The organism is Erythrobacter sp. BLCC-B19, from assembly GCF_028621955.1.
Taxonomy (GTDB): domain Bacteria; phylum Pseudomonadota; class Alphaproteobacteria; order Sphingomonadales; family Sphingomonadaceae; genus Erythrobacter.
The window spans coordinates 1,481,490-1,506,473 of the sequence record NZ_CP117516.1 but is presented as its reverse complement, the minus strand read 5'-3'; the positions used below and the strand labels follow the sequence as shown (position 1 = coordinate 1,506,473).

27 protein-coding genes are annotated in these 24,984 nt (G+C 65.9%); 12 read left to right on the top strand and 15 right to left on the bottom strand.

Annotation, left to right across the window (positions count from 1 at the left end; translation table 11 throughout):
* Positions 1-16 precede the first annotated feature (16 nt).
* Complete coding sequence (locus PS060_RS07020; protein ID WP_273986449.1) at positions 17-961, bottom strand: ABC transporter ATP-binding protein; 945 nt, start codon at positions 959-961, stop codon at positions 17-19.
* Positions 962-1,032: 71 nt separating this feature from the next.
* Here PS060_RS07020 and PS060_RS07015 point away from each other — a divergent pair, with 71 nt between their 5' ends.
* From PS060_RS07015 to PS060_RS07005, 3 genes are all read left to right on the top strand, one after another.
* Positions 1,033-1,293 (top strand): zinc-finger domain-containing protein, encoded by a 261-nt coding sequence (locus PS060_RS07015; RefSeq protein ID WP_273986448.1) that lies wholly within the window; start codon positions 1,033-1,035, stop codon positions 1,291-1,293.
* A complete protein-coding gene (locus tag PS060_RS07010) occupies positions 1,277-1,846 on the top strand; it encodes a hypothetical protein (RefSeq protein WP_273986446.1) in 570 nt (189 codons plus the stop codon). Before PS060_RS07015 ends, PS060_RS07010 begins: the two co-directional genes overlap by 17 nt.
* A 75-nt stretch (positions 1,847-1,921) precedes the next feature.
* Entirely contained in the window at positions 1,922-2,386 is a 465-nt protein-coding gene (locus PS060_RS07005; RefSeq protein ID WP_273986445.1) for a hypothetical protein, read from the top strand.
* Here the strand turns inward: PS060_RS07005 and PS060_RS07000 are convergent.
* The 5 genes from PS060_RS07000 to guaA all read right to left on the bottom strand — a co-directional run bounded on the left by PS060_RS07000 (position 2,347) and on the right by guaA (position 7,168).
* Positions 2,347-2,862 carry a hypothetical protein gene (locus PS060_RS07000; RefSeq protein WP_273986444.1) on the bottom strand — a complete coding sequence of 172 codons (516 nt, stop codon included), beginning with the start codon at positions 2,860-2,862 and terminating at the stop codon, positions 2,347-2,349. The two genes, PS060_RS07005 and PS060_RS07000, sit on opposite strands and share 40 nt — an antisense overlap.
* A 217-nt stretch (positions 2,863-3,079) precedes the next feature.
* Positions 3,080-4,054 (bottom strand): NAD(P)H-dependent flavin oxidoreductase, encoded by a 975-nt coding sequence (locus PS060_RS06995; protein WP_273986443.1) that lies wholly within the window; start codon positions 4,052-4,054, stop codon positions 3,080-3,082.
* Between the two features lie 251 nt (positions 4,055-4,305).
* Positions 4,306-4,953 (bottom strand): YceI family protein, encoded by a 648-nt coding sequence (locus PS060_RS06990; RefSeq protein ID WP_273986442.1) that lies wholly within the window; start codon positions 4,951-4,953, stop codon positions 4,306-4,308.
* A gap of 51 nt (positions 4,954-5,004) precedes the next feature.
* Complete coding sequence (locus PS060_RS06985; RefSeq protein ID WP_273986441.1) at positions 5,005-5,538, bottom strand: metal-dependent hydrolase; 534 nt, start codon at positions 5,536-5,538, stop codon at positions 5,005-5,007.
* 28 nt (positions 5,539-5,566) lie between these two features.
* Positions 5,567-7,168, bottom strand: a complete 1,602-nt coding sequence (guaA, locus tag PS060_RS06980; protein WP_273986440.1) for a glutamine-hydrolyzing GMP synthase — start codon at positions 7,166-7,168, stop codon at positions 5,567-5,569.
* Between the two features lie 271 nt (positions 7,169-7,439).
* On the opposite strand from guaA, the gene PS060_RS06975 reads away from it, so the two are divergent.
* Positions 7,440-7,763, top strand: a complete 324-nt coding sequence (locus PS060_RS06975; protein WP_273986439.1) for a UrcA family protein — start codon at positions 7,440-7,442, stop codon at positions 7,761-7,763.
* Between the two features lie 740 nt (positions 7,764-8,503).
* On the opposite strand, the gene PS060_RS06970 is transcribed toward PS060_RS06975, so the two are convergent.
* Positions 8,504-10,054, bottom strand: a complete 1,551-nt coding sequence (locus PS060_RS06970) for a class I adenylate-forming enzyme family protein (protein WP_273986438.1) — start codon at positions 10,052-10,054, stop codon at positions 8,504-8,506.
* Positions 10,055-10,147: 93 nt separating this feature from the next.
* On the opposite strand from PS060_RS06970, the gene PS060_RS06965 reads away from it, so the two are divergent.
* The 5 genes from PS060_RS06965 to PS060_RS06945 all read left to right on the top strand — a co-directional run bounded on the left by PS060_RS06965 (position 10,148) and on the right by PS060_RS06945 (position 16,084).
* Positions 10,148-10,906, top strand: coding sequence for a PIG-L deacetylase family protein (locus tag PS060_RS06965; protein ID WP_273986435.1), 759 nt, complete (start codon positions 10,148-10,150; stop codon positions 10,904-10,906).
* 96 nt (positions 10,907-11,002) lie between these two features.
* Positions 11,003-13,579: a DNA topoisomerase (ATP-hydrolyzing) subunit B gene (gyrB, locus tag PS060_RS06960; protein WP_273986433.1), complete on the top strand. Its 2,577-nt coding sequence runs from the start codon at positions 11,003-11,005 to the stop codon at positions 13,577-13,579.
* A 16-nt stretch (positions 13,580-13,595) separates the two neighbouring features.
* Positions 13,596-14,738: an AI-2E family transporter gene (locus PS060_RS06955; RefSeq protein WP_273986432.1), complete on the top strand. Its 1,143-nt coding sequence runs from the start codon at positions 13,596-13,598 to the stop codon at positions 14,736-14,738.
* A 3-nt stretch (positions 14,739-14,741) separates the two neighbouring features.
* Positions 14,742-15,527 carry a M50 family metallopeptidase gene (locus PS060_RS06950; protein ID WP_273986431.1) on the top strand — a complete coding sequence of 262 codons (786 nt, stop codon included), beginning with the start codon at positions 14,742-14,744 and terminating at the stop codon, positions 15,525-15,527.
* Between the two features lie 53 nt (positions 15,528-15,580).
* Positions 15,581-16,084 carry a nuclear transport factor 2 family protein gene (locus PS060_RS06945; RefSeq protein WP_273986430.1) on the top strand — a complete coding sequence of 168 codons (504 nt, stop codon included), beginning with the start codon at positions 15,581-15,583 and terminating at the stop codon, positions 16,082-16,084.
* Here PS060_RS06945 and PS060_RS06940 read toward each other — a convergent pair.
* The 8 genes from PS060_RS06940 to PS060_RS06905 form a co-directional block, all read right to left on the bottom strand.
* Entirely contained in the window at positions 16,081-16,719 is a 639-nt protein-coding gene (locus PS060_RS06940) for a hypothetical protein (RefSeq protein WP_273986429.1), read from the bottom strand. The genes PS060_RS06945 and PS060_RS06940 overlap by 4 nt on opposite strands.
* 115 nt (positions 16,720-16,834) lie before the next feature.
* The gene (locus tag PS060_RS06935) at positions 16,835-17,632 is read right to left on the bottom strand and encodes a DUF1295 domain-containing protein (protein WP_273986428.1); all 798 of its coding nucleotides are present in this window, start codon (positions 17,630-17,632) and stop codon (positions 16,835-16,837) included.
* The gene (locus PS060_RS06930) at positions 17,625-18,254 is read right to left on the bottom strand and encodes a 1-acyl-sn-glycerol-3-phosphate acyltransferase (RefSeq protein WP_273986427.1); all 630 of its coding nucleotides are present in this window, start codon (positions 18,252-18,254) and stop codon (positions 17,625-17,627) included. Before PS060_RS06930 ends, PS060_RS06935 begins: the two co-directional genes overlap by 8 nt.
* Before the next feature lie 75 nt (positions 18,255-18,329).
* A complete protein-coding gene (locus PS060_RS06925; RefSeq protein WP_273986425.1) occupies positions 18,330-18,683 on the bottom strand; it encodes a hypothetical protein in 354 nt (117 codons plus the stop codon).
* Between the two features lie 2 nt (positions 18,684-18,685).
* Positions 18,686-20,293 (bottom strand): carboxyl transferase domain-containing protein, encoded by a 1,608-nt coding sequence (locus PS060_RS06920; RefSeq protein ID WP_273986424.1) that lies wholly within the window; start codon positions 20,291-20,293, stop codon positions 18,686-18,688.
* Positions 20,294-20,303: 10 nt separating this feature from the next.
* A complete protein-coding gene (locus tag PS060_RS06915) occupies positions 20,304-20,612 on the bottom strand; it encodes an alkylphosphonate utilization protein (RefSeq protein ID WP_273986423.1) in 309 nt (102 codons plus the stop codon).
* Complete coding sequence (locus PS060_RS06910; protein ID WP_273986421.1) at positions 20,609-21,019, bottom strand: ester cyclase; 411 nt, start codon at positions 21,017-21,019, stop codon at positions 20,609-20,611. The genes PS060_RS06915 and PS060_RS06910 overlap by 4 nt, the downstream gene beginning before the upstream one ends.
* Positions 21,020-21,042: 23 nt before the next feature.
* Entirely contained in the window at positions 21,043-22,209 is a 1,167-nt protein-coding gene (locus PS060_RS06905) for an isovaleryl-CoA dehydrogenase (RefSeq protein ID WP_273986420.1), read from the bottom strand.
* Positions 22,210-22,323: 114 nt separating this feature from the next.
* On the opposite strand from PS060_RS06905, the gene PS060_RS06900 reads away from it, so the two are divergent.
* Genes PS060_RS06900 through PS060_RS06890 form a run of 3 tightly spaced genes read left to right on the top strand, consistent with a single transcriptional unit; the run spans position 22,324 to position 24,982 of the window.
* A complete protein-coding gene (locus PS060_RS06900) occupies positions 22,324-23,106 on the top strand; it encodes an ATP-binding cassette domain-containing protein (RefSeq protein ID WP_273986418.1) in 783 nt (260 codons plus the stop codon).
* Entirely contained in the window at positions 23,106-24,680 is a 1,575-nt protein-coding gene (locus PS060_RS06895) for an ABC transporter permease/substrate-binding protein (protein ID WP_273986417.1), read from the top strand. Before PS060_RS06900 ends, PS060_RS06895 begins: the two co-directional genes overlap by 1 nt.
* A gap of 2 nt (positions 24,681-24,682) precedes the next feature.
* Positions 24,683-24,982 carry a GIY-YIG nuclease family protein gene (locus PS060_RS06890; protein ID WP_273986416.1) on the top strand — a complete coding sequence of 100 codons (300 nt, stop codon included), beginning with the start codon at positions 24,683-24,685 and terminating at the stop codon, positions 24,980-24,982.
* Positions 24,983-24,984: the final 2 nt, after the last annotated feature.

The following is a 24,984-nucleotide window of genomic DNA, read 5'->3' as shown; positions in this document are numbered from 1 at the left end:
GCGGCCGCAGGCGGCGCTAGGCCGTCAGCTGAACGAAGACATCTTCCAGATCGGCCTCGCGGGTGGTGACATCCTCCACGCTCACGCCCTGTTGCTGAAGGATCGCGAGCACCTGCCCGGCGCTGAGGCGGTCCTTGTCATAGGTGATCTCGACCCCCTGCGCCCCGTCCCATTCGACCTTGGCAAACGCTTCATGCGCGGGCGGGGCGGCGAGATCATCGGCGGTGGTGACAGCGACGATCTTCTCGCGCGCCATGTCCACCAGCTCGCGGGTCGGCTTGTTGGCGATCAGCTGGCCGTGGTTGATGATGGCGATGCGGTCGCACAGCTCCTCGGCCTCTTCGAGATAGTGGGTGGTGAGCACCACGGTCACGCCCTCGCGGTTCAGCTCGCTGACCAGCTCCCACAATTGGCGGCGCAGATCGACATCGACCCCGGCGGTGGGTTCATCCAGCACCAGAATGGGCGGGCTGTGCACCATCGCCTTGGCCACCAGCAGCCGCCGCTTCATGCCGCCTGACAGGGTGCGGGCATAGGCATTGCGCTTGTCGGCGAGGCGCACCGCCTCAAGCAGCGCCTCTGACCGGCGCAGCGCGGCGGGAATGCCGTAGAACCCTGCCTGATTCTCCAGCACCTCGAAGGGGGTGAAGAACGGGTCGAACACGATTTCCTGCGGCACGATCCCGATCGAGCGGCTGGCATTGCGCCGGTCGCGATCAATGTCGAAACCCCAGATCTCGGCCGAGCCGGAGGTCTTGTTGACCAGCCCGGCGAGAATATTGATCAGCGTCGATTTGCCCGCGCCATTGGGGCCGAGCAGCCCGAAGATCGAACCTTCAGGCACATCGAAGCTCACCCCGCCCAGCGCCAGCTTGCCCTCGGTCACGGTGCCCTTGGCACCCTTAGCTGGAGCATAGCGTTTGACGAGGTTGTCGATGCGGATCGCGGGTTCGGCAGGCATGGCGCCAGCCCTAGGGCGCTGGGGCGGGGAAGGCAATTGCGCTCGGGCTTGCAGGATTGTATCGGCGGGGCATGAGCATTCCTCCTCCTGAAGTCCTGCTGGTCGATACCCGCCGCGTCTCTTGCGACGGGGCCAGCGGCATCCGCGGCGGCAAGGGCTATCGCCCCGCCGCACTTGGCCATCCGCGCGTGTTCCTCGAGATCGACGAGCACGGCTATGTCGATTGCGGCTATTGCGACCGGCGCTTCGTGCTGCGCGGCGGGCCGGCGGACGGCGCGGTGCAGGCGGGCCTGCCCGATATCGCCGCCGGGGCCGATGCGGGCGCGCATTAAGGCGCTGGCGCTCGCTGCGCTGGTGCTGCTGCCCGGCGCGGTCGAGGCGGCCGGGCCATGCCCGGTGATCGGAGCGCTGCTTTCCGAAAATCCCAAGCGATTGAAGGGCATCGGCGCCACCCTCAACGGCGCGGGCACCTTCGATGTCACCATGAACGGCACCGCTGACGCGGTGCGCGGGGCGAAGGATTGCGATCTTTGGGGCCCCGCCGAAGAGATCAACATCAGCTGCGGCTGGAACTTCGAAGCCGACGCCGAAGCTGACGCCCGGCGCGCCTTCGATACCCTGAAGGGGCGGCTGGAGGCGTGCCTTCCCACCCCGCTCAAGCGCAACGAACCCAAGGTCTATACCGAACAGGAACTGACCGAAGCGGCCGAGCGGTCGGGCGCGTCCTATGCCGATTACCTGCGCAACCGCGAGGTGCTGGCCGATTACGATCAGTCCTATCCGCTCGACCGCGAGGAAGAGGTCGAGCTCGATGTTGCGATCACGCTGATCCGCGACCGTGAGGACGGATCGATACGCATGAATGTCGATCTGGAGCGCGACTGAGCCGAGTCAGCGCGGGTTAAGCCCGCCTGTGCCAGACCGCGCGGGCGGGGAGGCGTTGTGAAGGAGCAACCGGTGATGAAACGCGCAACAATCCTGACTTCGGCCCTGCTGGCGGCGGCTGCTACCGGCCTCGCCCTCCATCCGCTCGCCGCGCAAGAGGCGGGCGATGTCGAGGCCAAGGCGGAAGCAACCCCGCTGACCAAGGGCGAGGCGCGGCTTGCCAAGCTGCTCGAAGGCCGTGTCGCAGGTGAGCCGGTCCGCTGTATCCGCACCATTCCCAACCAGCGGATGCAGACCATCGACCGCACCGCCTATGTCTATGGCTCGGGCGAGACGATCTATGTCCAGCGCACCCGCAACCCGGAGAGCATCGACGATAACGACGCGCTGGTCGTCAACCGCTTCAACGCGAGCGAGCTGTGCCGGCTCGACATCACCACCACGGTCGACCGCAATCTCGGCGTGTTCACCGGCGCGGTGTTCTTCGAGGACTTCGTGCCCTACACCCGCGTCAAGGCAGACGCCGCGGGCGAGGGGTAAGCCTCGGGTCTGCGCGTTGCCGTGCAGCCGGTCGCACAGTTCTGGGCGGCAACCTCGGCCTCGGACATCGGACAGGTCGGCTGACCGATCAGGCCGAGATAGCGGCATTCATGCCGCGCCCGGGCGGGCAGGAGTTCAACCAGCAGCCCATCGCTGAGCGCAGCGGCAAGCACCCGTTCCTGACGCCGGTATGCGGCGATTTCCTCGTGCATTTCGCCCAGCGAACGCGCGGTAGCCGCCGCGATCCGGCGCTCGTCCCGCGCGGCCTGCTGGCACATCACGACCACGCCGCGCGCCGCTTCCGGAGCGGCGCTGTCGGGCGCCGGGACGGGCCGGGACGGCTCGACCTTCGGGGCGGGGCGCGCCGCCGCATCGCTGGCAGCCACGCCGCTATGCCAGCGGCCCAGCGTCCAGGCCAGCATTGCTACACCCACAATGATACCGCCCAGCATCGCCGGGCTCTCGAAAAGAACCATGCAAACCTCCCCGTCCAATCCATCCGGAAGGCCTCCCGTAGCCCGCCAAATCACACAGCCAATTGCGCCGCCGACCCCCTCCAGAATCGGCTCAACGCGGGCGCAATCGTGCCGTATGCGGCGGCTTGCAGTAATGCGGGCCGCTACCTAGGGAAAAGCCCTAGGTAGCGGTGCCGGATTTGTCACAATCGGGAAAGGTTTGGACGGCGCCAGCGCGTCAGGCGCGGGCCATCGCCTGCATCCGGGCGATGATTTCCTCGGCCTGGAGCATGATGCGGTCGATCAGTTCCTGGCAGGTCGGGATATCGTGGATCAGCCCGGCCACCATCCCGCAGCTCCACGCGCCCAGATCCATTTCGCCGTTCTGCATGATGCGCGGATAGACCCCCGCGACCTCCTCGACGATGTCCTGGAAGGTAATGGCATCACCCAGCGCCTTCTCCTTGGCGATGACCCGCTCGACCGCTGCATTGGTCAGCACGCGTTCGGTGTTGCGCAGCGGGCGCATGACGAGGCGGGTGTCGAGTTCGCTCGCGGCGAGGATCGCCTGCTTCACGTTCTCGTGCACCGGGGCTTCCTTGGTGGCGATGAAGCGGGTGCCCATGTTCATCCCCTGCGCGCCCATCGCGAGGCTGGCGACAAGGCTGCGCCCGTCGGCCATCCCGCCGCTGGAGACAAAGGGGATCTCCAGCTCGTCAGCCGCGCGCGGCAGGAGGATGAAGTTCGGCACGTCGTCCTCGCCCGGGTGCCCGCCGCATTCGAACCCGTCAACGCTCACCGCATCGCAGCCGATCTCCTGCGCCTTGAGGCTGTGGCGCACCGAGGTGCACTTGTGGATCACCTTGATCCCGGCGTCCTTCAGAGGCGGCAGCAGATCGACCGGGTTGCGTCCCGCGGTCTCGACCACCTTCACCCCGCCGTCGATGATCGCCTTGACCAGCCCCGGATAGTCGGGCGGAGTCAGGGTCGGGAGGATCGTGAGGTTCACGCCGAAGGGCTTGTCGGTCATGTCCTTGCAGCGCGCGATCTCGTTCGCCAGCTTTTCAGGCGTGCCCTGCGTCAGCCCGGTGATGATCCCGAGCCCGCCCGCGTTGGACACCGCCGCCGCCATCTCGGCAAAGCCGACCCAGTGCATTCCGCCCTGAATGATGGGATGTTCGATGCCGAACATTTCGGTGATCGCGGTCTTCATGGCGTGTCGTCTCCCGTCGAGCCCCCTCAACAGGGGCGTGTTGCGCGGGAAACAAGCCGAGTTGGCCGGTGCTTTCAAGCCCGCTTTTTGCGAGTCGGCGCGGCAGGCTCGCGCGCCGTAGCGTCAGGCTGATGGAATTCTCGGGGAGCCGGGCGGCGGGGAGCGGTGGGATCGGTGCGCTGGCCCATCCGCCCGGCACGCTCCTTGTGGCACCACCCGCGCCCTATCACATTGATTCAACGCAAAGTCCGTCAGCCGCGCCTGAAGACGAGGGTGAAGGTAACCGGCACCGCGGGCGTGATCGAGGTCAGCTGCGCCGCCGCGCGCAATTCGCCCAGTTCGTCGGTCAGGCCGAACATATCGGTCGAGATGATGACCGGAGCGGTCGGCACCACCAGCACCCGGTCGGCCGCGGTGCGGGTGACTTGCACCTCGGTCGCGACATCGCTGCTGGCGCCCTTGATCGTGACATTGGCCGTAAGCGGGCGGGTGAGCGACTGGCCCACTGCCAGCCCGGCAAAGGCCTTGGGATCGAGCTTGGCGGTGACAGTCGCCTTGGGGTTATCGGCTACGGCGAAAAAGATGTCGCGCATCCGCTCGTTACGGATTTCGACCCCGGTGCTCACCGAGGCAAGGTCGATATCGAGGCTGGCCGTGCCGTCGGCCGCGACGCTGCCGGTGAGCGTGTCGAAACGGTTGTTCTCGGCCACCTCGCCCGCCTTGATGCTGACATAGCCGAGGCGCGAGGCTGCCGGATCAAGCGTCCAGGCGCTCTCGGTCACCGGCGCAGGCGAAGCGGTGGCATCGGCAATGGGCGCTTCAGCCTCAGGCCCGGCACAGGCGGCGAGAGCGAGAGCGAGGACAGCGGCAGCGAGTGTGATCGGACGACACGAGGGCATGGGGCTGCGATATGCGATTTGGCAGCGGTGCGGAAGTGGGCGCGGCGGCAATCACCCGCCCAGCGCAGCCTTGTCCCGCCGCCGGATCAGCCAACCTGCTGCCGCCATAAGACAGCATGGCAGCCAGACCAGCTGCAATTCGGACAGCATCGTCGCAGCACCGCGGGCCGAAAAGAAACCAGCGCCGATCGGCGACACCAGGATCGGGGTCACCGGCGCGAAGATCCGGGCATCGCTGGCAGGCCACAGCAGCGCCGGGCCAAGACCGCCGCTGGTCAGCGCGTCGAGCAACCCATGGCTCGCCATGGCTAGGGCCAGAAAGGCGAACGCGGCCCACGAGCGTGCCTCACGCCAAACCAAGGCAACAGCCGCGGAAACGATGACAGCAAAGGCCAGCGCATGGGTTGCGCCGCGATGGCCCCATGTATCGGCATATTCGATCCCGAACCGGAAACCTATCACATCGGCGTCGGGGAACATCGCCAGCACGACCCCCGCGAAGGCGAGACGCGGACTGATCCGCTGCCGCCCTGCCGCCGCTGCAATCGCGAGCGGCACGATGGCGTGCGTCATAATCGTCGGCATCAGTAACTGCGCCGCACCGGCGTGGGGATCACTCCCACTCGATCGTCCCCGGCGGCTTGCTGGTGTAATCATAGACCACCCGGTTGATGCCCTTGACCTCGTTGACGATGCGGGTCGCCACGCGGGTCAGGAACCCGGCATCATAGGGGAAGACGTCCGCCGTCATCCCATCGGTCGAAGTCACGGCGCGCAGGGCGCAGACCGAATCGTAAGTGCGCCCGTCGCCCATCACGCCCACGGTCTTGACCGGTAGCAGCACCGCAAAGGCCTGCCAGATCGCGTCATAGAGGCCCGCGTTGCGGATTTCTTCGAGGTAGATCGCATCGGCCTTCCTCAGAATGTCGCAGCGTTCCTTGGTGACTTCGCCGGGAATGCGGATCGCAAGGCCGGGGCCGGGGAAGGGGTGGCGGCCGACGAAGGCGTCGGGCAGGCCCAGCTCGCGGCCCAGATCGCGCACCTCGTCCTTGAACAATTCGCGCAAGGGTTCGACCAGCGCCATGTTCATGCGCTCAGGCAGGCCGCCGACATTGTGGTGGCTCTTGATCGTGACGCTCGGCCCGCCGGTGAAGCTGACGCTCTCGATCACGTCGGGATAGAGCGTGCCCTGCGCGAGGAAATCGGCCCCGCCGATCTTCTTCGCCTCGGCCTCGAACACATCGATGAAGGTCTTGCCGATGAACTTGCGCTTGGCTTCCGGGTCGGTGAGGCCCGCAAGGCCGCCGAGGAACAGCTCCTCCGCGTTCACGTGCACCAGCGGGATGTTGTAGTGATCGCGGAACAGGGTGACGACCTGCTCGGCCTCGTTCATGCGCATGAGGCCGTGGTCGACGAAGACGCAGGTCAGCTGGTCGCCGATCGCTTCGTGGATCAGCACCGCCGCGACCGCCGAATCGACCCCGCCCGAAAGGCCGCAGATGACCCGTTTGTCGCCCACCTGTTGACGGATCTCGGCGATCTTGGTCTTGCGGAACTCGGCCATCGTCCAGTCGCCCGCCAGCCCGCAGACATGGCGCACGAAATTGGCGATCAGCTTGCCGCCATCAGGCGTGTGGACGACCTCGGGGTGGAACTGGGTGCCGTAAAACTTGCGCGCCTCATCCGCGATCACCGCGAAGGGCGCGCCGTCACTCGTGGCGACGATCTCGAAGCCGGGGGCGAACTGCGTGACCTTGTCGCCGTGGCTCATCCACACCTGATGCCGCTCGCCGACCTCCCACAGCCCGTTGAACAGCGCGCATTCGCCGGTGACGGTGAGGAAGGCGCGGCCGAATTCGCCGCCTTCGCCAGTTTCGTGGCCGGGCCGCACTTCGCCGCCGAGCTGATGCGTCATCACCTGCTGGCCATAACAGATGCCGAGGATCGGCAGCCCGGCCTCGAACAGGGCTTGCGGCGCGCGCGGGCTACCGTCCTCGGGGACACTGGCGGGCGAGCCGGAGAGGATGATGCCCTTGGGCTGCATCCGCCGGAACGCGGCCTCGGCCTGGGTGTAGGGGGCGATCTCGGAATAGACCCCCGCCTCGCGCACCCGGCGGGCGATCAACTGGGTTACCTGCGAGCCGAAGTCGACGATCAGAATCGAATCGGATGCGGCGGATTCGCCCGCAGGGGCGCTGGATGTGGGGCCATTCATGGCGGCGGATTACGGCAGCGCCCCTTGCGCTGTCCAGCACCGCAGCGCGCATCATCGGCATTTTTGCGATGCAGCATTTTTCTCGCGCAGGATTTTCAGCGGGTTCCCGGAAAAACACGAGAATCACGTTGCAATCTTTGGAACCATTTTAGCGCATTTCGCATTTGCACATCTCTCTTGTGCGCTGCACCAGAGTTTCAATACGAAACTGAATGTCGGCAAACGGCATCAGGCATCCCGAACCCCTCTCTCAAACTTCGGAGTCTCACCCATGCGTTTCACTCTCCCCTTGCTCGCCCTTGCTGCCCTCGCCGCTCCGGCGGTCGCCGCCCCCGCAGCTGATGAAACCGTCACCGTGCGCATCGGCTACGGCGATGTCGACGTGACCTCGGCGGAAGGCCGCGCGGCGCTCGAAGCGCGCATCGAAGCCAAGCTGCGCAAGGCCTGCACCGTCGAAAGCGGCGCGCGTTACGCCTATGGCCGCACCGTGGTCGACAGCCAGTGCGTCGCCGAAGCCCGCACCGCGGCTCTCGCCGAGGTCGAGCGCGTTGCCTCGCTCCAGAGCCGCAGCGGTCGCAGCGTCGCCGCCAACTGAGCGCACAAGCGTTTGAAATGAAACGGCCGCCGGAGCAATTCGGCGGCCGTTTTGCGTGCGATGCACGATTGAGTATTGCAAATTATGCAACTCAATTTGGCGTTTTCGCATTTGAATTCGATCCCATCGAACACCAATTCCCCACTTGAGCAATGCGGCACCGGGCCTCCTCTCCATCCCGGCGCTTTCCGCAAGGACGCATCGCCCGGCATGAGGGCACAACCAGCCCCTTGCCCGCCTGCGCGACAGGCAAGGATGTGGCCGGCTTTTCCCCCTCGCCAGCCCTTCCGCCCGTCGCCACCCGGCTCTGATGCCGGGCACGCAGCGAAAGAGACGCGGCCACCACCCTCCCCCCCCTGAACAGGTGGCCGCGTCTCGAGCTGCGGTCAGTGATTGCCTTTTTCGATTGCGGTGATGAATTATTTTCAGTCTCAAATGAGATTGAAAATTACGCGGAGCTTTCTATATGCTCCTCAGACCCGGGCGATCATCCCTCTCCCCCCCCTGATTGATCGTCCGGGTTCCCAAACCACAACAAAACAGGGAACAATGAACCATGCGTATGCTCAGCGAAAAGGCTGCTGCCTTGCTGCTCGCCGTGATCATCAGCGGCACCGCGTTCAACACCTTCATCGTCTAAGGCCCAAAGCCAGCGATATGGTGTAATGCCAGCAGGATAGCGACAGCTTCCGGCGGCCCGGCCCCTCACCCGAGGAGCCGGGCCGTGCCACATCCGGGGTCTAGGTGATCCCGCCGATCCGCTCTGCCTCGGCGCGCAGTTCGGTCTTGAGCAGCTTGCCGATATGGCTGCGCGGCATTTCGGCGACCGGGTGGAGCGCCGCCAGCCGTTGGGTCTTGCCGAGGCGCGCGTTGACGCTGGCGAGGATCGCCGCAAGGTCGCCGCCCTCCTTCAGCACCACGAAGCCCACCGGCGTCTCGCCCCAGGCGCGCGAGGGCACACCGACCACCGCTGCCTCGGTAACACCCGGCTCCTTCATCAATTCAGCCTCAAGATCGCTGGGGTAGATGTTGAACCCGCCGGAGATTATCATGTCCTTCGCGCGGCCCACCAGTTCGACAAAGCCGTCCGCATCGACCCGCCCGATATCGCCCATGCGCTGCCAGACGTCACCCGTCGCCGGGTCGATCCAGTAGCCCTCGCGCGTCTTCTCGGGCTGGTTCTGATAGCCGCTCATCATGGTCTGGCTGCGGCCGATCAGATTGCCGGCGGTGCCGGGAGGCACTTCGCGGTCTTCATCGTCGAGCACCTTCAGCTCGCTCCCCGGCGCCGGGCGGCCGACGGTGTGGAGCTTGTCGGGGAATTCATGCGCGGCAAGCAGGCACACCACGCCGCCCTCGGTCATCGAATAGATCTCGATCAGCCCGCCCGGCATCCGCTTGAGGACTTCACGCTTCAATTCGGCGGAGAAGGGTGCGGAGGTGCAGTATTTGAGCTTGAGGCTCGACAGGTCGAAGGTGTCGAACTCGGGAAAGTCCATCAGCCGCTGATATTGCACCGGCACCAGCATGGTGATGGTGGTGCGGTCGGATTGCGCATGGGCCAGCCACCTGGCGCAATCGAACTTCCCCATCACCCGCACGCATCCGCCCGCCAGCAGCACCGGCAGGAAGGCGACCATGGTGGTGTTCGAATAGAGCGGGGTCGAGGCGAGCGAGCGCACTTCCAGCCCCGCGCCGAGATAGCTCAGCGCCGTCGCCGCGAACTGCCGCCAGCGCATCTGGTGCGAATGGACGATCCCCTTGGGAATGCCGGTGGTGCCTGAGGAATAGATGATGTTGAACGGGTCTTTCGGCGAAGGCACGAAGTCCGGCGCGCGGGCACCGGGAGGGGCCATCCACTGGTCGATGCTCTCCAAGGGCACGCGGATCAGGTGGGCCATGAAGTCCGGCCCCAGCTCCGCCGCTTTGCCTGCGTCGATGAACAGGTGGATCGCGCCTGAATCCTTCGCCATCCCCTCAAGCTGATCTGCGCTTGCGCTGGTGGTGAGCGGCGCGGCCACGCCCCCGGCGCGCACCGCGGCGAGGAAAACCAGCGCATATTCGACGGTGGAGGTACCGAGGATCGCCACCGCCTGCCCGCGCTGGAGGCCGGTCTCCACCAGCCGCGCCGCCAGCCGTTCGACCAGCCCGACCAGTTCGGCCCAGTAAACCTCGCGGCTTTCATCACGCAGAGCGAGATCATCGCCCTTGATGCGGCTCCATTCCATCAGGATGTCGGAGTAATTGCCGAAAGGCTCGGCAAGGCGGCTCATCATCGCGTCGTGGCTCATGGCGGCTATGCATAATCACCGGCCCGCATGGCGCAAGGATTTGCAAGGCTGCTGCCAGAAGTGGCAGGGTGCACCTCACAGGAGAGGGACAACATGATCCGCACCATCGCGTTACTCGGCGCCCCGATCGCGCTGGCCGGGCTGGCGCTGCCGCAGGCCGCGGCCAAATCGGTCGGGCCTCTGACTTACCAGGTCGTCGTCATTGCCGCCCATCCGGATGACGAGCTGTTCATGGCCCCGGCGATCGCAGCGCTGGTGCGCGAGGGCAACGCGGTGACAATCGTCCATGCAACGCCGGGCGATGCAGGGCCGGGCGTCAGCGATCTGCCCAAGGGCGAGAGGCTCGCCAAAGTCCGCCGCGCCGAGGCGGATTGTGCCGGCAAGGCGCTCGGCACGGCCGAAGTGGTCAATCTCGGCTTTGGCGATGGCAGGCTGGCCGAACACGTGCGCGACGGTTCGCTGCGCAAGGCGCTCGGCGAGGCGATGGTGCGCGCCGACCTCGTGCTGACCTGGGGGCCAGACGGCGGATACGGCCATGCCGATCACCGGCTGGTCAGCGCGCTCGCGACCCAGATCGTGCAGGCCCGCCCCGCAGCTGCCCGCCCGAGGCTGCTCTATGTCGGCATCCCCGATGGCACGCTCCCCCCGCTCCCGCAAATGGCCGACTGGGCGACGAGCGACCCTGCGCTGCTCACCGAGACCATTGCCTACACCCCCGCCGATCTCGCCGCCGCGACGAAGGCTGCGCAGTGCCACGAAACCCAGTTCGATGCCTTCAGCCGCGACGGGATGATGGCGATGTTCGACGGCACGATCTGGCGCGGCAAGGTGCATTTCCGTCCGGCCTTCTGACGCCTTCGACCAAGCGCCCTGAACATTCGTGGAAAAGCAGGACTTGCGGCGCTCCCGCAGTTGGGTTTCCGCGCTCCATCGCCTATATGCTCTTGCATGGAAGACAACAATTCTAACACCTCCGGGCAGGCTCCGGCCAAGGTGCCCAACGCCAACGAATATGGCGCGGATTCGATCAAGGTTCTCAAGGGGCTGGACGCTGTCCGCAAGCGGCCCGGGATGTATATCGGCGACACCGATGACGGATCGGGCCTGCATCACATGGTCTTTGAAGTTTCGGACAATGCCATCGACGAGGCGCTGGCGGGGCATTGCGACCTCGTGCTGATCGAGTTGAACCCCGATGGCAGCGTCAGCGTGGAAGATAACGGGCGCGGCATCCCCACCGGAATGCACCCCGAAGAAGGCGTTTCGGCCGCCGAAGTCATCATGACCCAGCTCCACGCAGGCGGGAAGTTCGAGAACACCAGCGACGACAACGCCTACAAGGTCTCGGGCGGGCTTCACGGCGTGGGCGTGTCGGTGGTGAACGCGCTGTCCGAGTGGCTGGAGCTGACGATCTGGCGCGAAGGCCAGGAGCACTGGATGCGCTTCGAGCATGGCGATGCTGTCGGCCCGCTCAAGGTCGTCGGCGATGCGCCCAAGTCCGATCGCAACGCCGATCCCAATGGCTTCAAGAAGGGCACCCGCGTGACCTTCAAGGCGAGCCACGACACCTTCAAGAACGTCACCGAGTTCGATTTCGAGAAGCTCGAACACCGCTACCGCGAACTGGCGTTCCTCAACTCGGGCGTGCGCATCAAGCTGCGCGACCTCCGCCACGAGGAAAAGCTCGAACACGATCTCTATTACGAGGGCGGGATCGCGGCCTTCGTGAAGTATCTCGACCGCAACAAGCAGGCGCTGATCGCCGAGCCGATCGCGGTCTCCGCCGAAAAGGACGGGATCGGGATCGACGTCGCGCTCGAATGGAACGATTCCTATTACGAGAACGTCCTCGCCTTCACCAACAACATCCCCCAGCGCGACGGCGGCACGCACCTTGCCGCCTTCCGCGCCGCGCTGACCCGCACGCTCAACAACTATGCCGAGCGGTCGGGGATGCTCAAGAAGGAGAAGGTCAGCCTCTCGGGCGAGGATATGCGCGAAGGCCTGACCGCCATCGTCAGCGTCAAGCTGCCTGACCCCAAGTTCTCCAGCCAGACCAAGGACAAGCTGGTTTCCTCCGAAGTCCGCTCCCCGCTCGAAACCCTGATGAGCGAGAAGATGACCGAGTGGCTGGAGGAAAACCCCAATGATGCCCGCGCGATCATCCAGAAGGTGATCGACGCCGCCGCCGCCCGCGAAGCCGCCCGCCGCGCGCGCGAGATGAGCCGCAAGGGCGCGATGAGCGTCGCCAGCCTGCCCGGCAAGCTCGCCGATTGCCAGGAACGCGATCCCGCCAAGTCCGAACTGTTCCTGGTCGAAGGGGACTCCGCAGGCGGCTCGGCCAAGCAGGGGCGTGACCGCAAGACGCAGGCGATCCTGCCGCTCAAGGGCAAGATCCTCAATGTCGAGCGCGCGCGGTTTGACCGGATCATTTCCTCGAAGGAGGTCGGCACCCTCATTCAGGCGATGGGCACCGGCATCCGCGACGAGTTTACCATCGAAAAGCTGCGCTACCACAAGATCGTCATCATGACCGACGCAGACGTGGACGGCGCGCATATCCGCACGCTGCTGCTGACCTTCTTCCACCGCCAGATGCCCGAGATCATCAAGGCCGGGCACCTCTTCATCGCCCAGCCGCCGCTCTACAAGGTGTCGAAGGGCCGTTCGGAGGTCTACCTGAAGGATCAGGCCGCGCTTGATCGCTATCTGGTTGATGCGGGCCTGCAGGGCCGGGTGCTGGAAACGCAGGGCGGCACACGCGCCGGCGAGGATCTGCGCACGCTGGTCGACAGCGCGCTGCGGCTCAAGAACCTGCTCGCCTTCGTCCCCCGCCGCTATGACAGCGCGATCGTGGAGCAGATGGCGCTGGTCGGCGCGCTCGAACCCGGTCTTGCGGGCGAGGCGCTCACCGCAGCCCTGGGCCGCGCCGCCGGACGGCTCGGCGCAGGTGACAGCGAAGCCCGCTGGAGCGCATCGCAGCGCGACGACGGCACCGTCGTGTTCGAACGCCTGTGGCGCGGCGTGACCGACGTCCACGAGATCGACGGGCGGTTCCTCACCAGCACCGAGGCGCACAAGCTCCACGGCCTCGCCGCGGCGCAGGCCGATGCCTATGCCACGCCGGTCAGTCTGGTGCGCGCTGGCGGTGTAGTGGAAGAGCCTGAAGCCGAAACCGCACCGGCTGGCGCCGATCCGCTCGCGGGCGAGGCCGAGGAAGCAGCCGCGCCGCCGCCGGTCACCTTCGACGGCACGATCAGCCGCCCGACCCAGCTGCTCGACGCGATCTTCGCCGCCGGGCGCAAGGGACTGGCGATTGCCCGCTACAAGGGTCTTGGCGAAATGAACGCCGAGCAGCTGTGGGAGACCACGCTCGATCCCGAGGCCCGCGTGCTGTTGCAGGTCAAGGTCGAGGATGCCGATGTCACGGATGAAATCTTCACCCGCCTGATGGGCGACATCGTCGAGCCGCGGCGCGAGTTCATTCAGGACAACGCCCTGAATGTCGCCAACCTCGACGTCTAGGCCGAAAGACCCCGCCATGGCCGCCCAGCCCAACCGCACCCAAGACCTGCAGCAGGCGAGCTTCCTGCTGATCCTTGCGGTGGTCAGCCTGCTGATGGCCGTGGTGGTCTATCCCTTCGCGCAGCCGCTGCTGTGGGCGGCGCTGGCGGCGATCATGTTCCAGCCGCTCTATCGCCGGGTGCTGCGCCAGGTGCGCGGGCGGCGCAATCCGGCGGCGGGGCTGAGCCTGCTGATCATTTTCATCCTCGTCCTGATCCCGGCAGCGTGGATCGCCTCGATGGTGGTCAGCCAGGCGATCGTGCTGATCACCACGCTCCAGCAGAACCCGATCGATCTCGCGGCGCTGTTCGACACGGTCTATTCAAGCCTGCCCAAGGTCGCCCGCGAAGCGGTCGATCGCAGCGGCTGGGCCGATATCGGGATGGTGCAGACCCGCTTGCAGGAACTGCTCACCGAGAGCGCCGGGATGATCGCCAGCCAAGCGGTCTCGATCGGCAGCGGCGCGCTCGGCTTCTTCCTGTCCTTCGGCGTCGGCCTCTATGTGATGTTCTTCCTGCTGCGCGATGGCGAGCGGATCGGGCGCACGGTGCTGTGCGCGGTGCCGGTGGAGCGCAGCATCGCCGACCGGCTGGCCGAGCGCTTCCTCGGCATTGTCCGGGCCACGATCAAGGGCACCGGGGTGGTCGCACTGGTGCAAGGCGCGCTGGCGTGGATCGCGTTGATGATCGCAGGCGTGCCTTCGGCGCTGTTGTTCGGCGTGGTGACGGTGTTCTTCGCGCTGGTGCCGGTGATCGGCGCGGGCGCGGTGTGGCTGCCCGCAGGTCTCTACCTGCTGGTGACGGGGGACACCTGGCAGGGCATGTTCGTGCTGCTGGTGGGCTTCTTCGTCATCTCCTCGGCCGACAATGTCCTGCGCCCGATCCTGGTCGGCCGCGATACCGGCATCCCTGACTGGATCATCCTCGTCACCACGCTGGGCGGCATCAGTCTGGTCGGCTTTTCGGGTATCGTGCTCGGGCCGCTGGTGGCGGGGCTGTTCCTTGCGAGCTGGTCGATCCTGCGCGAACAGCGCGACGAAGACCGCGAGGCGGCCGAGCGGGCGGCGATCCGGGTTGATGTGCACGGCCACGTCCACGACGATCCGGCGACGGAAGACTAGGGCATGCAGCCACTCGTCACCCCCGGCTCGCAGGGCGAGGCCATCGGGCGGCTGGTGGTGGCCGGGCTGATCGTGACGATGCTGCCCGCGCTGCCCTTCGGCGCCTATCTGATCTACCCCTTCGCGATCCTGACGACGTGGTTCCATGAAATGGGCCACGGACTCACCGCGATGCTGATGGGCCAGCAGTTCGAACAGCTGGTGATCTTCCCCAACGGATCGGGCTATGCCCAGAGCTTTGTCGCAGGCGAGGCGTCGCGCTTCACCCATGCTGCCATCGCGGCAGGAGGCCCGCTTGCCCCGAGCGCGGTCGGCGCGCTGCTGATCATTGCAAGCGCGCACCCCAAGGCCTGGCGCCCGGTGCTGTGGCTGGCAGCGGCAGCGATCCTCGGCAGTCTGGTGATCTGGGTGCGCTCGGCGACAGGGTGGTGGACGCTTCCGCTGGTCGCCGGAATTCTCGGGCTGGTCGCATGGCGCGGATCGCCGGCCTGGGCGCGCTTCACGCTGCAATTCCTCGGCGTGATGGGGGCCATGTCGATGCTGCGCGATTTCAATTACCTGTTTACCGAGCAGGCAGTGATCGACGGGCAGGCGATCCTGTCCGACACCGGCCAGATCGAGGCCGCGCTTGGCCTGCCGCACTGGCTGTGGGCAGGCGTGATCCTGCTGATCTCGGCCTCAATGGTGGGCGCGGCGCTGCGCTATGCGCTGGCCGAAGACCGTCTGAGGCCGCCGCCGCGCAAGCTGCCAGCCAACGTGCTGCAATTCCGGCGCGACACGAAACGCTGACGCTTTGGGCAGTCCCTTGGCTGCATCCGGCGGCCTATTCTGCCGCAATGGACATGACCGAGATTGCCGACCGGCTGGCGATTGCCGAAACCCTCGCGCGCTGCTGCCGCGGGATCGACCGCTGTGATGCACAGCAGCTCGCCGCCGCTTTCACGCGCGATGCGATGATCGACTATGGCGATGGCGCGCGGCGGGTCGCCGATGTGATCCCCGGCCTGATGGCGGGGCTGGGCGCGATGCGGCTGACCCAGCACAATATCAGCAACACGGTGATACGCCTCGCCGGCGATACCGCCCGGGCAGAGACCAACTGCGTCGCGCTCCACATCATCCCCGCACCCGATGGCGAGGCCGAAGTGATCGTCGGAGGGCGCTATCTCGACCGGCTGGCCAAGCGCGAGGGCCGCTGGCTGATCGCCGAGCGGCTCTATGTGATGGACTGGAACCGCACCGCGCCATCGACCATGGCGCTGGAGGGCGGACTGTTCGATGGCTTGCAGCGCCGCGGGGCGCGCGGGGGCGACGATCCGGCCACAGCCTGGTGGGCCGAGGGTTAGGACGCCACCTTCAGCGTGTTCACCCCCGAGGCATCGGCCCCGGCCTCACCCGAAAGCCCGATGAACATGGTGTCGACAATCCGCGCGAGCTTCTGCTCGGTCAACCGGTCGCCGAGATAGATCAGGGCATCGGGGAGGGTGTAGTTGCTGATCATCTGGTTGATCAGCGACAGCGCCTCGTCAATCTCCAGCCCGGCAAAGAACCCTTCCGCCTGCGCCTCGGCGATCAGTTCGCACAGGTAGTGATCGGCAAGGTCGACATAGGAGCGCACCCGCTCGAAATTGGCCGCGCCCATTTCGCACAGGATGGTGAAGTGCTCGGGATCCTCGCGGAACCGCCCCTGCGAAATGACGAAGCGGCGACGGAAGAATTCGTACATCTTGCGCTGCGGCGGCAGGCCTGATGCGAGCACCTCCTCCATCACCGCCATGTGCGGGGCGAGCCAGGTCTGCGCGACGGCATCGAACAGGTCGTCGTAATCGTCGAACAGCGCCTCGAACCGCGCGCGGGTGAGGCCGCTTTCGGCCATCGCCACAGTCCAGGGGATCTCTGCCCCGCGCTCCTTGACGAGATCGAGGACGTGGCGCGCGATCCGCTCGCGTTCGGCATCCCGGATCGTCTGATTCAATGGCATGACCCTCGCGCCTCCTTGCGCAAGCGGCAACATAGGCCAAGCGCGCGCCGGATTGAAGGGCCGCTCGTCGATTTTTGTGCGACGCAGCAAGGGAAAGGTCATCGCTGGGGTCGGTTCAGGCCTTTGGCGGCATGGGCAGGAAGGCCGAGGTGCGCCGCTTGTAATCGGCGTATTTGTCGCCCTTGGACTTGTCCAAGCCCTTTTCGAGCAGAGTGACGCCCGACCATTTGGTGAGCGTGAAGCTGAGGAACAGCGGGCCGATGATGGTTGCCGCCGCATATTGCCACCCGGCCGCGGCGCAGGCGAGCCAGATGCCCCACCACGCGGCGAAATCGCCGAAATAGTTGGGGTGGCGGGTATACCGCCACAGCCCGGTGTCGAGCACCTTGCCGTGGTTCGCCGGATCGGCCTTGAAGCGGGTGAGCTGCCAGTCTCCCACCCATTCGAAGAACACGCCCACGCACCACAGCGCGAAGCCTGCCCATGCCAGCGGGGGGATCGGCGAAGGCTCGCCGCTGGCGAGAATGCCGACCTGCGCGGGGCTGGAGACGGCGAACAGCAGCACCGCCTGCATCAGCCACACCCGCGTCAGCGCGGCCTGCGCAAAGCGGCCTGCCTCGCGGTCTTTCTTGAGGATCAGCTTGTAGCGCTTGTCCTCCCCTTCCTTGCGCCAGCGCAGGAACAGATAGATGCCGAGGCGGAAGCCCCAGGCCGCCGTCATCACCATGATCAGCGTCGCCAGCTGCCCCGGCCCGCCGCCGACGTGCAGCCAGCTTGCCACAGCGAGAATGCCCATCCCCGCGCCCCAGAAGGCGTCGATGAAGGAGACATCGTCGATCTTAACGCTGATCGCCCACTGGATCAGCACCAGCACCAGCAGGATCGCGGCGTTGAGGGCGAGGAGTTCAAACATCGTTCTTGCCTGCAATGATGTCGCGCGCCTGTTGTTCCAGCACCTTGAAGCGCTCGTAATCGGGCAGCTTGGAGCGGAACCACTCGGCAATCTTGAGCAGGTCCTCGCCGTAATTGCCGGTCGGGATCATCGGCGGGCCGAAGCTGATGATCTTGCGGACATTGTCGGCGAAGGCGGGGACGATCGGCACATTGGCGGCGCGGGCGATGTGGTAGAAGCCCGACTTCCACTTGCCGTCGGTCTTGCGCGTGCCCTCGCAGGCGATCACCAGCGCCAGCGCATCACGCGCGGCGAATTCGGCGGCGACCTGCTCGGTGGCATTGGCGCTCTTGCGGCGGTCCACGGGGATGCCGCCCATGTCGAGCATGAAGTTCTTCATGATCCCCTGGAACAGCGTGTGCTTGCCCATGAAGTTGGGGCGGATGCCCTCTTCATGCGTGGCCCCGGTGAAGAACACGAAGTCCCAGTTGGTCGTGTGCGGCGCGCCCGCGATCACGAATTTCTTGAGATGCTTGGGCAGCGGGGAGTCGATCTTCCACCCGCGGATGTACCAGATCGCAAGGATGATCCGGCGCACGATGCGCGAAAGCAGCGTCGGCTTGCGAGTATGGTCATGCGGCAATGTGTGATCCCTCTCTCGCAGCTACGTTTGCCCGCAATCGGGGGAGTTACGCAAGAGGGGGCGTGGGGGTTTCAGTCAGGCGCCTTCGATCGGCTGGCTGAATGTCCTGCCTTCGAAGAACTCGCGGAAGACGGTCAGAACCTTGGCATCGCTCAAGGCACCGCGCGGCTCCCGGAAGGGTCGTGGCTTTCGCCCGGACAGATCGAGCGTATCCCCCGTGGTCAGCGTCTGGCGGAACCACCAGCCCGGACGCCGGGCGGTGACGATCCAGTAGGCATCGTCGCGTGTGGCCCGGATCGAGTGCTTCTCGCTGGCCTTGAGTTCGATCACTTCGCCCGGCGCGAAGGTCGCAAGCGCGGACAGGGCCAATGCGAGTTCGGCAGAGCTGCCGACCCTGACCACCTGTGCGCCGGGCAGATGCAACTCCATGCCTACATCCGGAACACGCCGAAGGCCGGGCGTTCGGCAATCGGCGCTTCGAGGCACGCCGCAAACGCCAGCCCCAGCACATCGCGGGTCTGCACCGGATCGACCACCCCGTCGTCCCACAGGCGGGCAGTGGCGTAGTAGGGGTTGCCTTCGTCCTCGTATTTCTGGCGAATGGGCTGCTTGAACGCCTCGGCCTGCTCGGGCGTCCAGCTGTCGGCCTCGCGGTGGACGGTGGCGAGGACGGATGCCGCCTGCTCCCCGCCCATCACCGAGATGCGCGCATTGGGCCAGGTGAACAGGAAGCGGGGCGAGTAGGCGCGGCCGCACATCCCGTAGTTCCCCGCGCCAAAACTCCCGCCGATCACCACGGTGACCTTGGGGACGGTCGCGGTGGCCACGGCGGTGACGAGCTTCGCGCCGTGCTTGGCGATGCCCTCCGCCTCGTATTTCCCGCCGACCATGAAGCCACTGATATTCTGGAGAAACAGCAGCGGGATGCGCCGCTGGCAGGCGAGCTCGATGAAATGCGCGCCCTTCTGCGCGCTCTCGGAGAACAGCACGCCATTGTTGGCAAGGATCGCGACCGGCATCCCCCAGATATGCGCGAAGCCGCAGACCAGCGTCGAACCGTAGTGCTGCTTGAACTCGTGAAACTCGCTGCCGTCGACCAGCCGCGCGATCACTTCCTTTACATCGTAAGGCGCGCGCACATCCTCGGGGATGAGGGCGTAGAGGTCTTCAGCGTCGAACTTCGGCGGGCGCGGGTCTTTCAGCGCGACGTCCTTGGCCGCCCCGGTGTTCGCGCCAAGGTGCGAGACGATATCGCGCACGATGGTGAGCGCGTGTTCGTCGTTCTCGGCCAAGTGATCGACCACGCCCGACTTCTTCGCGTGCAGATCGCCGCCGCCCAAGTCCTCGGCGGTGATTTCCTCGCCCGTCGCCGCCTTCACCAGCGGCGGGCCGGCGAGGAAGATGGTGCCCTGATTGCGCACAATCACCGTCTCGTCGGACATGGCGGGAACGTAAGCGCCGCCCGCGGTGCAGCTGCCCATCACGCAGGCGATCTGGGGGATGCCGAGCGCACTCATGTTCGCCTGATTGAAGAAGATCCGCCCAAAGTGGTCGCGGTCCGGGAAGACCTCGGCCTGATGCGGCAGGTTCGCCCCGCCGCTGTCGACCAGATAGATGCACGGCAGGCGGTTCTCCTGCGCGATCTCCTGCGCGCGCAGGTGCTTCTTGACCGTCATCGGGTAGTAGGTGCCGCCCTTCACGGTCGCATCGTTGCACACGATCATGCACTGGCGACCCGAGACCCGCCCCACGCCGGTGATGATCGAGGCACCGTTGACGTCGCCCTCATACATCCCGTTCGCGGCCAGCTGGCCGACTTCGAGGAAGGGCGAACCCGGATCGAGCAGCCGCTCGACCCGCTCACGGGGGAGGAGCTTGCCACGGCTGACGTGCCGCTCGCGATGCTTCTCCGGCCCGCCCAATGCGGCTGCTGCCACGGCAGCACGGAGTTCCTGCGCCAGCGCATGGTTGTGCGCGAAACGGGCCTTGGCCTCGGGGCTCTCGCGGTCGAGTTTGGTGGTGAGGGTGGGGGCGGTCATGGTATCGTCCTTAGCGCTTCCGCACGAATTCGGCCCGCAGCACCAGACCCTTGATGCCGGGGTATTTGCAGTCGATCTCTTGGGCATCGCCGGTCAGGCGGATCGACTTGATGAGGGTGCCCTGCTTCAGCGTCTGGCCCGCGCCCTTGACTTCGAGATCCTTGATCAGCGTCACCGCATCGCCATCGGCGAGCAGATTGCCGACCGCGTCGCGCACCTCGACAGCGTCCTCGGCGGCGCGCTTGGCCGCGAGTTCGGATGCGGGCAACCATTCGCCGCTCGCCTCGTCATAGACGTAGTCTTCGTCGGTGCTGCTCATTGCGAGGCTCCCTGCATCGACAGGCTTTCGGGCGCAGAGACCATTTCCCAGGTGTTCCATTCCTCTACGATCTGCCCGCCCCGGATCACCGCGAGATTGATGCCGATCATCGTCATCGGCTCGCCCGTTTCCTTGTTACGCACCTTGCAGGTCATGCGGGTCGCAACCTTCTCGCCATCGACAAACTGATCCTCGACGGTGAAGGAATCGGCGGCGTAATCGAACAGCTGGTGGAAGTTGAGGATCGACTGGCGGAACTCGGCCCAGTCGCGCGGGCCGGCCGAGGTGTGGCCGCGGTAATCGGGCGCGATCAGCGCCGCCATCGCATCGACATCGGCGCGCGCGTAGCAATCGATCAGCGCGCGGAAGACGGCCTTGCGGCCCTCGGGCGTATCCTCGTCCATCATCCTCTCCCCCGTCTTGCCAGCCCTTACCCCGCCGCCCCGATCAGCTCGCGCCCGATCAGCATCCGGCGGATCTCGTTCGTGCCCGCGCCGATGTCGAGCAGCTTCGCGTCCCTCATATACCGTTCCACCGGCCAGTCGGTGGTGTAGCCCGCGCCGCCCAGCGCCTGCACGCTCTCGGCGGCGACCTTGAAGGCGTTCTCGCTCGCCAGCAGGATCACGCCTGCCGCATCGAAGCGCGTCGTCTGCCCCGCGTCACAGGCCTTCGCCACCGCATAGGTGTAGGCGCGGGCCGATTGCAGGGCGACATACATATCGGCGACCTTGGCCTGCATCAGCTGGAAGCTGCCGATGGGTTTGCCGAACTGCTTGCGCTCGCGCAGGTAGGGGATCACTGTGTCGAGGCACGCCTGCATGATGCCGAGCTGCAATCCGGCGAGCACCACGCGCTCGTAATCGAGCCCGCTCATCAGCACCCCGACCCCGCCATTCACCGGCCCCATGATGCGGTCTTCGGGGATGAAGCAGTCGTTGAACACCAGCTCGGCGGTGGGCGAGCCCTTCATGCCGACCTTGCTGATCTTCTGGCCGATGGCGAACCCTTCGTCGCCCTTCTCGATCAGGAAGGCGGTGATGCCGCGGCTGCCCGCATGACCATCGGTCTTGGCATAGACCACCAGCGTGTCCGCCTCGGGCGCGTTGGTGATCCAGAACTTGGTGCCGTTCAGCACATAGCCGCCCTGCACTTCATCGGCCTTCAGCTTCATCGAGACCACGTCGCTGCCCGCGCCCGCTTCCGACATGGCGAGGCTGCCGACGTGTTCGCCGCTGATAAGCTTGGGCAGATACTTGGCCTTCTGCTCGTCATTTCCCCAGCGGCGGATTTGGTTCAGACACAGGTTGGAATGCGCGCCGTAGCTGAGGCCGATGCTGGCAGAGGCACGGCTGACTTCCTCGACCGCGATGACGTGTTCGAGATAGCCGAGACCGAGGCCGCCCCATTCCTCCTCGACCGTGATACCATGCAGCCCCAGCGCCCCCATCGGCTCCCACAGCTCGCGCGGGAAGCGGTCTTCGCGGTCGGTGCGGTCGGCGAGCGGCATGATCTGCTCGTCGGCAAAGCGGGCGGTGCTTTCGCGGATCATTTCCGCCGCTTCGCCAAGCTGGAAGTCGAAATCGGGGGTGGCGCGCATTTTATGTTCCTCGCCGGGTAATGATTGTTCTGGCGATCCGCATAGCAAGCGATCGGGCAAACGCCAATCGCTGCTGCTGGCGTCGGCGCGCCAACATCGCTAATCCGACAGGGAATGGAAACGCCCGCCCCCCTGCTCCGCTTTGACGGGGTGATCTGCCGCTTCGGCGAGGTCACGGCGGTGGGAGGCGTTTCCTGCGACATTGCGGCAGGCAGCTTTGTCGCACTGGTCGGTTCCTCGGGATCGGGGAAATCGACGCTGCTCAAGACAGTCAACACGCTGGTCACCCCGACCGAGGGGCGGGTGCTGTTCGCTGGCGAGGATGTCGCGGGCCTCAAACCCGCCAAGCTGCGCCGCCGGGTCGGCTATGTGTTCCAGAGCATCGGACTGTTCCCGCATTTCTCGGTGGCCGAGAACATCGCCATCGGCCCGCGCCTGACCGGCGAGAAACTGACGCCCGAACGCATTGCCGCGCTGCTGGCGCTGGTCGAGCTTGACCCGGCGCTGGCGGGCCGGATGCCGGACGAACTCAGCGGCGGGCAGCGCCAGCGGGTCGGCGTGGCGCGCGCGCTGGCGGGCGAGCCGGAACTGCTCATCATGGACGAACCCTTCGGCGCGCTCGACCCCGTCACGCGCGATGCCCTCGGCCACAAGGTGCGCGAGCTGCACGACACGCTCGGGCTGACCACGGTGATGGTGACGCATGACATGGCCGAAGCGCTGCTGCTGGCAGACCGGGTGCTGGTGATGGACAAGGGGCAGCTGGTCGCAGACGAAGCCCCGCGCGCGCTTCTGGCCGGCGCAGGGGGCGCCGTTGCCCAGCGGCTCGTCAGCGTGCCGCGCCAGCAGGCCGAAAGGCTCGCCGCGATGGAAGGCTCCGGGGAGCTGCCCGGCTGATGGAAACGATCTGGGACATCCTCCCCAGCCTCACTGAAAAGCTCGCCGCCCATGTGGTGCTGGCGGCAAGTGCGATTGGGCTTGCGATGCTGATTGCCCTGCCGATGGCCGTATGGGCCAGCCGATCGGCGATTGTGTCGCGCCTTGCGCTCAGCCTGGCGAGTCTTGTGCAGACCATCCCCGCGCTTGCCCTGCTGGCGCTGTTCTTTCCGCTGCTCTTGTCCCTGCGCACGGTATTCGGCGAAGGGCTGCCGACGCTTGGCTTCCTGCCCGCGCTGATGGCGCTGACACTCTATGCGCTGCTGCCGATCCTGAGGAACGCGGTGACCGCGCAGGCCAACCTCGACGAAGGCGTGCTCGAAGCCGCGGATGGCGTCGGCATGACCAAGTGGCAGAAGCTCTATCTTGTCGAGGCACCGCTTGCCGCCCCTTTCATCATGGCCGGAATCCGCACGGCAAGCGTGTGGACCATCGGCGCGGCGACGCTCGCCAGCACCATCGGCCAGCCGAGCCTTGGCGATCCGATCTTTGCGGGGCTGCAAACGCAGAACTGGGCGCTGGTGCTGGCCGGATGTCTCGCCAGTGCGGCATTGGCGCTGGCGGCCGACAATCTGCTCTGGGTGATCGAGGTGGGTCTGGCGAAGCGCGCGCGCTGGATGACATGGGGTGGTATCAGCGCGGTTTTGCTGGGTATTGCCTCAGCCCTGTGGGTGCAGGGCGCCGAGGCCGAGAACCGCCGCATCGTCATCGCCGCCAAGCAATTCTCCGAGCAATACATCCTCGCCGAACTGATCGGCGCACGGCTGGAAGCGGCAGGATACGAAGTCGAATTGCGCGAAAACCTCGGTTCTGCGGTGGTGCACTCGGCGGTCGCCTCGTCGAATGTCGACATTTCGGTCGACTACACAGGCACGATCTGGACCAATTACCTCAAGCGCACCGACAACCCCGGACGCGAGGCGATGTACACCACGATCCGCGACTGGGAGCGGGCGCAGAACGGCGTCACCGTGCTGGGGCGGCTGGGGTTCGAGAACGCCTATGCCTTCGCCATGCGCGCCGACCGGGCCGGGGAACTGGGCGTTGCCAGCCTCGCCGATCTGGTCGCGGTCGCGCCGCGCCTGACGGTGGGCGGCGATCCCGAATTCTTCGAGCGGCCCGAATGGATCGCGGTGCGGGATGCCTATGGCCTCACCTTCGGGAAAACGCGCAATTTCGCCCCCACCTTCATGTACAACGCACTGCAATCGGGCGAGGCGGATGTGATCAGCGCCTATACCTCGGACGGGCGGATCGCGGCGGACCGGCTGGTGGTACTCGCCGACCCCAAGGGCGCGCTGCCGAGCTATGATGCGCTGCTGATGCTCTCCCCCCGGATCGGCAATGATCCGGGCGTGCGCGCGGCGCTGGAACCGCTGCTGGGCGCGATCAGCGTCGAAGCCATGCGCGAGGCGAATCTGGCGGTCGACCGCGAGGATGCGGGGAAGCTGACGCCCAAGGCGGCGGCGGAGGGGCTGGCGCGCAATCTCCGTCGTCCCGGACTTGATCCGGGACCGCTCGCGTCCGGGCGCTGAGAATGCGCGGCGGCTGGGTCTACATCCTGACCAACAAGCCGCGCGGAGTGCTCTATATCGGGGTGACCGCCGATATCGGTCGTCGAATTTGGCAGCATCGCAACGGGCTTGGCTCAGCCTTCGTGCGCAAATACGGCCTCGATAAGCTGGTGCGGGCTGAACCCTACCCGACCATTGAGGAGGCGATCTGGCGGGAAAAGCAGCTCAAGAACTGGCACCGTCAATGGAAGATCGAACTGATCGAAAGCGACAATCCAGGCTGGACGCATATCGAACCCGATCCCGGATCAAGTCCGGGATGACG

Bases quoted from the DNA above. Each gene is read 5' to 3' on its own strand.
- PS060_RS07020 (WP_273986449.1), bottom strand. From the start codon at position 961: ATGCCTGCCGAACCCGCGATCCGCATCGACAACCTCGTCAAACGCTAT.
- PS060_RS07015 (WP_273986448.1), top strand. From the start codon at position 1,033: ATGAGCATTCCTCCTCCTGAAGTCCTGCTGGTCGATACCCGCCGCGTC.
- PS060_RS07010 (WP_273986446.1), top strand. From the start codon at position 1,277: ATGCGGGCGCGCATTAAGGCGCTGGCGCTCGCTGCGCTGGTGCTGCTG.
- PS060_RS07005 (WP_273986445.1), top strand. From the start codon at position 1,922: ATGAAACGCGCAACAATCCTGACTTCGGCCCTGCTGGCGGCGGCTGCT.
- PS060_RS07000 (WP_273986444.1), bottom strand. From the start codon at position 2,862: ATGGTTCTTTTCGAGAGCCCGGCGATGCTGGGCGGTATCATTGTGGGT.
- PS060_RS06995 (WP_273986443.1), bottom strand. From the start codon at position 4,054: ATGAAGACCGCGATCACCGAAATGTTCGGCATCGAACATCCCATCATT.
- PS060_RS06990 (WP_273986442.1), bottom strand. From the start codon at position 4,953: ATGCCCTCGTGTCGTCCGATCACACTCGCTGCCGCTGTCCTCGCTCTC.
- PS060_RS06985 (WP_273986441.1), bottom strand. From the start codon at position 5,538: ATGCCGACGATTATGACGCACGCCATCGTGCCGCTCGCGATTGCAGCG.
- guaA (WP_273986440.1), bottom strand. From the start codon at position 7,168: ATGAATGGCCCCACATCCAGCGCCCCTGCGGGCGAATCCGCCGCATCC.
- PS060_RS06975 (WP_273986439.1), top strand. From the start codon at position 7,440: ATGCGTTTCACTCTCCCCTTGCTCGCCCTTGCTGCCCTCGCCGCTCCG.
- PS060_RS06970 (WP_273986438.1), bottom strand. From the start codon at position 10,054: ATGAGCCACGACGCGATGATGAGCCGCCTTGCCGAGCCTTTCGGCAAT.
- PS060_RS06965 (WP_273986435.1), top strand. From the start codon at position 10,148: ATGATCCGCACCATCGCGTTACTCGGCGCCCCGATCGCGCTGGCCGGG.
- gyrB (WP_273986433.1), top strand. From the start codon at position 11,003: ATGGAAGACAACAATTCTAACACCTCCGGGCAGGCTCCGGCCAAGGTG.
- PS060_RS06955 (WP_273986432.1), top strand. From the start codon at position 13,596: ATGGCCGCCCAGCCCAACCGCACCCAAGACCTGCAGCAGGCGAGCTTC.
- PS060_RS06950 (WP_273986431.1), top strand. From the start codon at position 14,742: ATGCAGCCACTCGTCACCCCCGGCTCGCAGGGCGAGGCCATCGGGCGG.
- PS060_RS06945 (WP_273986430.1), top strand. From the start codon at position 15,581: ATGACCGAGATTGCCGACCGGCTGGCGATTGCCGAAACCCTCGCGCGC.
- PS060_RS06940 (WP_273986429.1), bottom strand. From the start codon at position 16,719: ATGCCATTGAATCAGACGATCCGGGATGCCGAACGCGAGCGGATCGCG.
- PS060_RS06935 (WP_273986428.1), bottom strand. From the start codon at position 17,632: ATGTTTGAACTCCTCGCCCTCAACGCCGCGATCCTGCTGGTGCTGGTG.
- PS060_RS06925 (WP_273986425.1), bottom strand. From the start codon at position 18,683: ATGGAGTTGCATCTGCCCGGCGCACAGGTGGTCAGGGTCGGCAGCTCT.
- PS060_RS06920 (WP_273986424.1), bottom strand. From the start codon at position 20,293: ATGACCGCCCCCACCCTCACCACCAAACTCGACCGCGAGAGCCCCGAG.
- PS060_RS06915 (WP_273986423.1), bottom strand. From the start codon at position 20,612: ATGAGCAGCACCGACGAAGACTACGTCTATGACGAGGCGAGCGGCGAA.
- PS060_RS06910 (WP_273986421.1), bottom strand. From the start codon at position 21,019: ATGATGGACGAGGATACGCCCGAGGGCCGCAAGGCCGTCTTCCGCGCG.
- PS060_RS06905 (WP_273986420.1), bottom strand. From the start codon at position 22,209: ATGCGCGCCACCCCCGATTTCGACTTCCAGCTTGGCGAAGCGGCGGAA.
- PS060_RS06900 (WP_273986418.1), top strand. From the start codon at position 22,324: ATGGAAACGCCCGCCCCCCTGCTCCGCTTTGACGGGGTGATCTGCCGC.
- PS060_RS06895 (WP_273986417.1), top strand. From the start codon at position 23,106: ATGGAAACGATCTGGGACATCCTCCCCAGCCTCACTGAAAAGCTCGCC.
- PS060_RS06890 (WP_273986416.1), top strand. From the start codon at position 24,683: ATGCGCGGCGGCTGGGTCTACATCCTGACCAACAAGCCGCGCGGAGTG.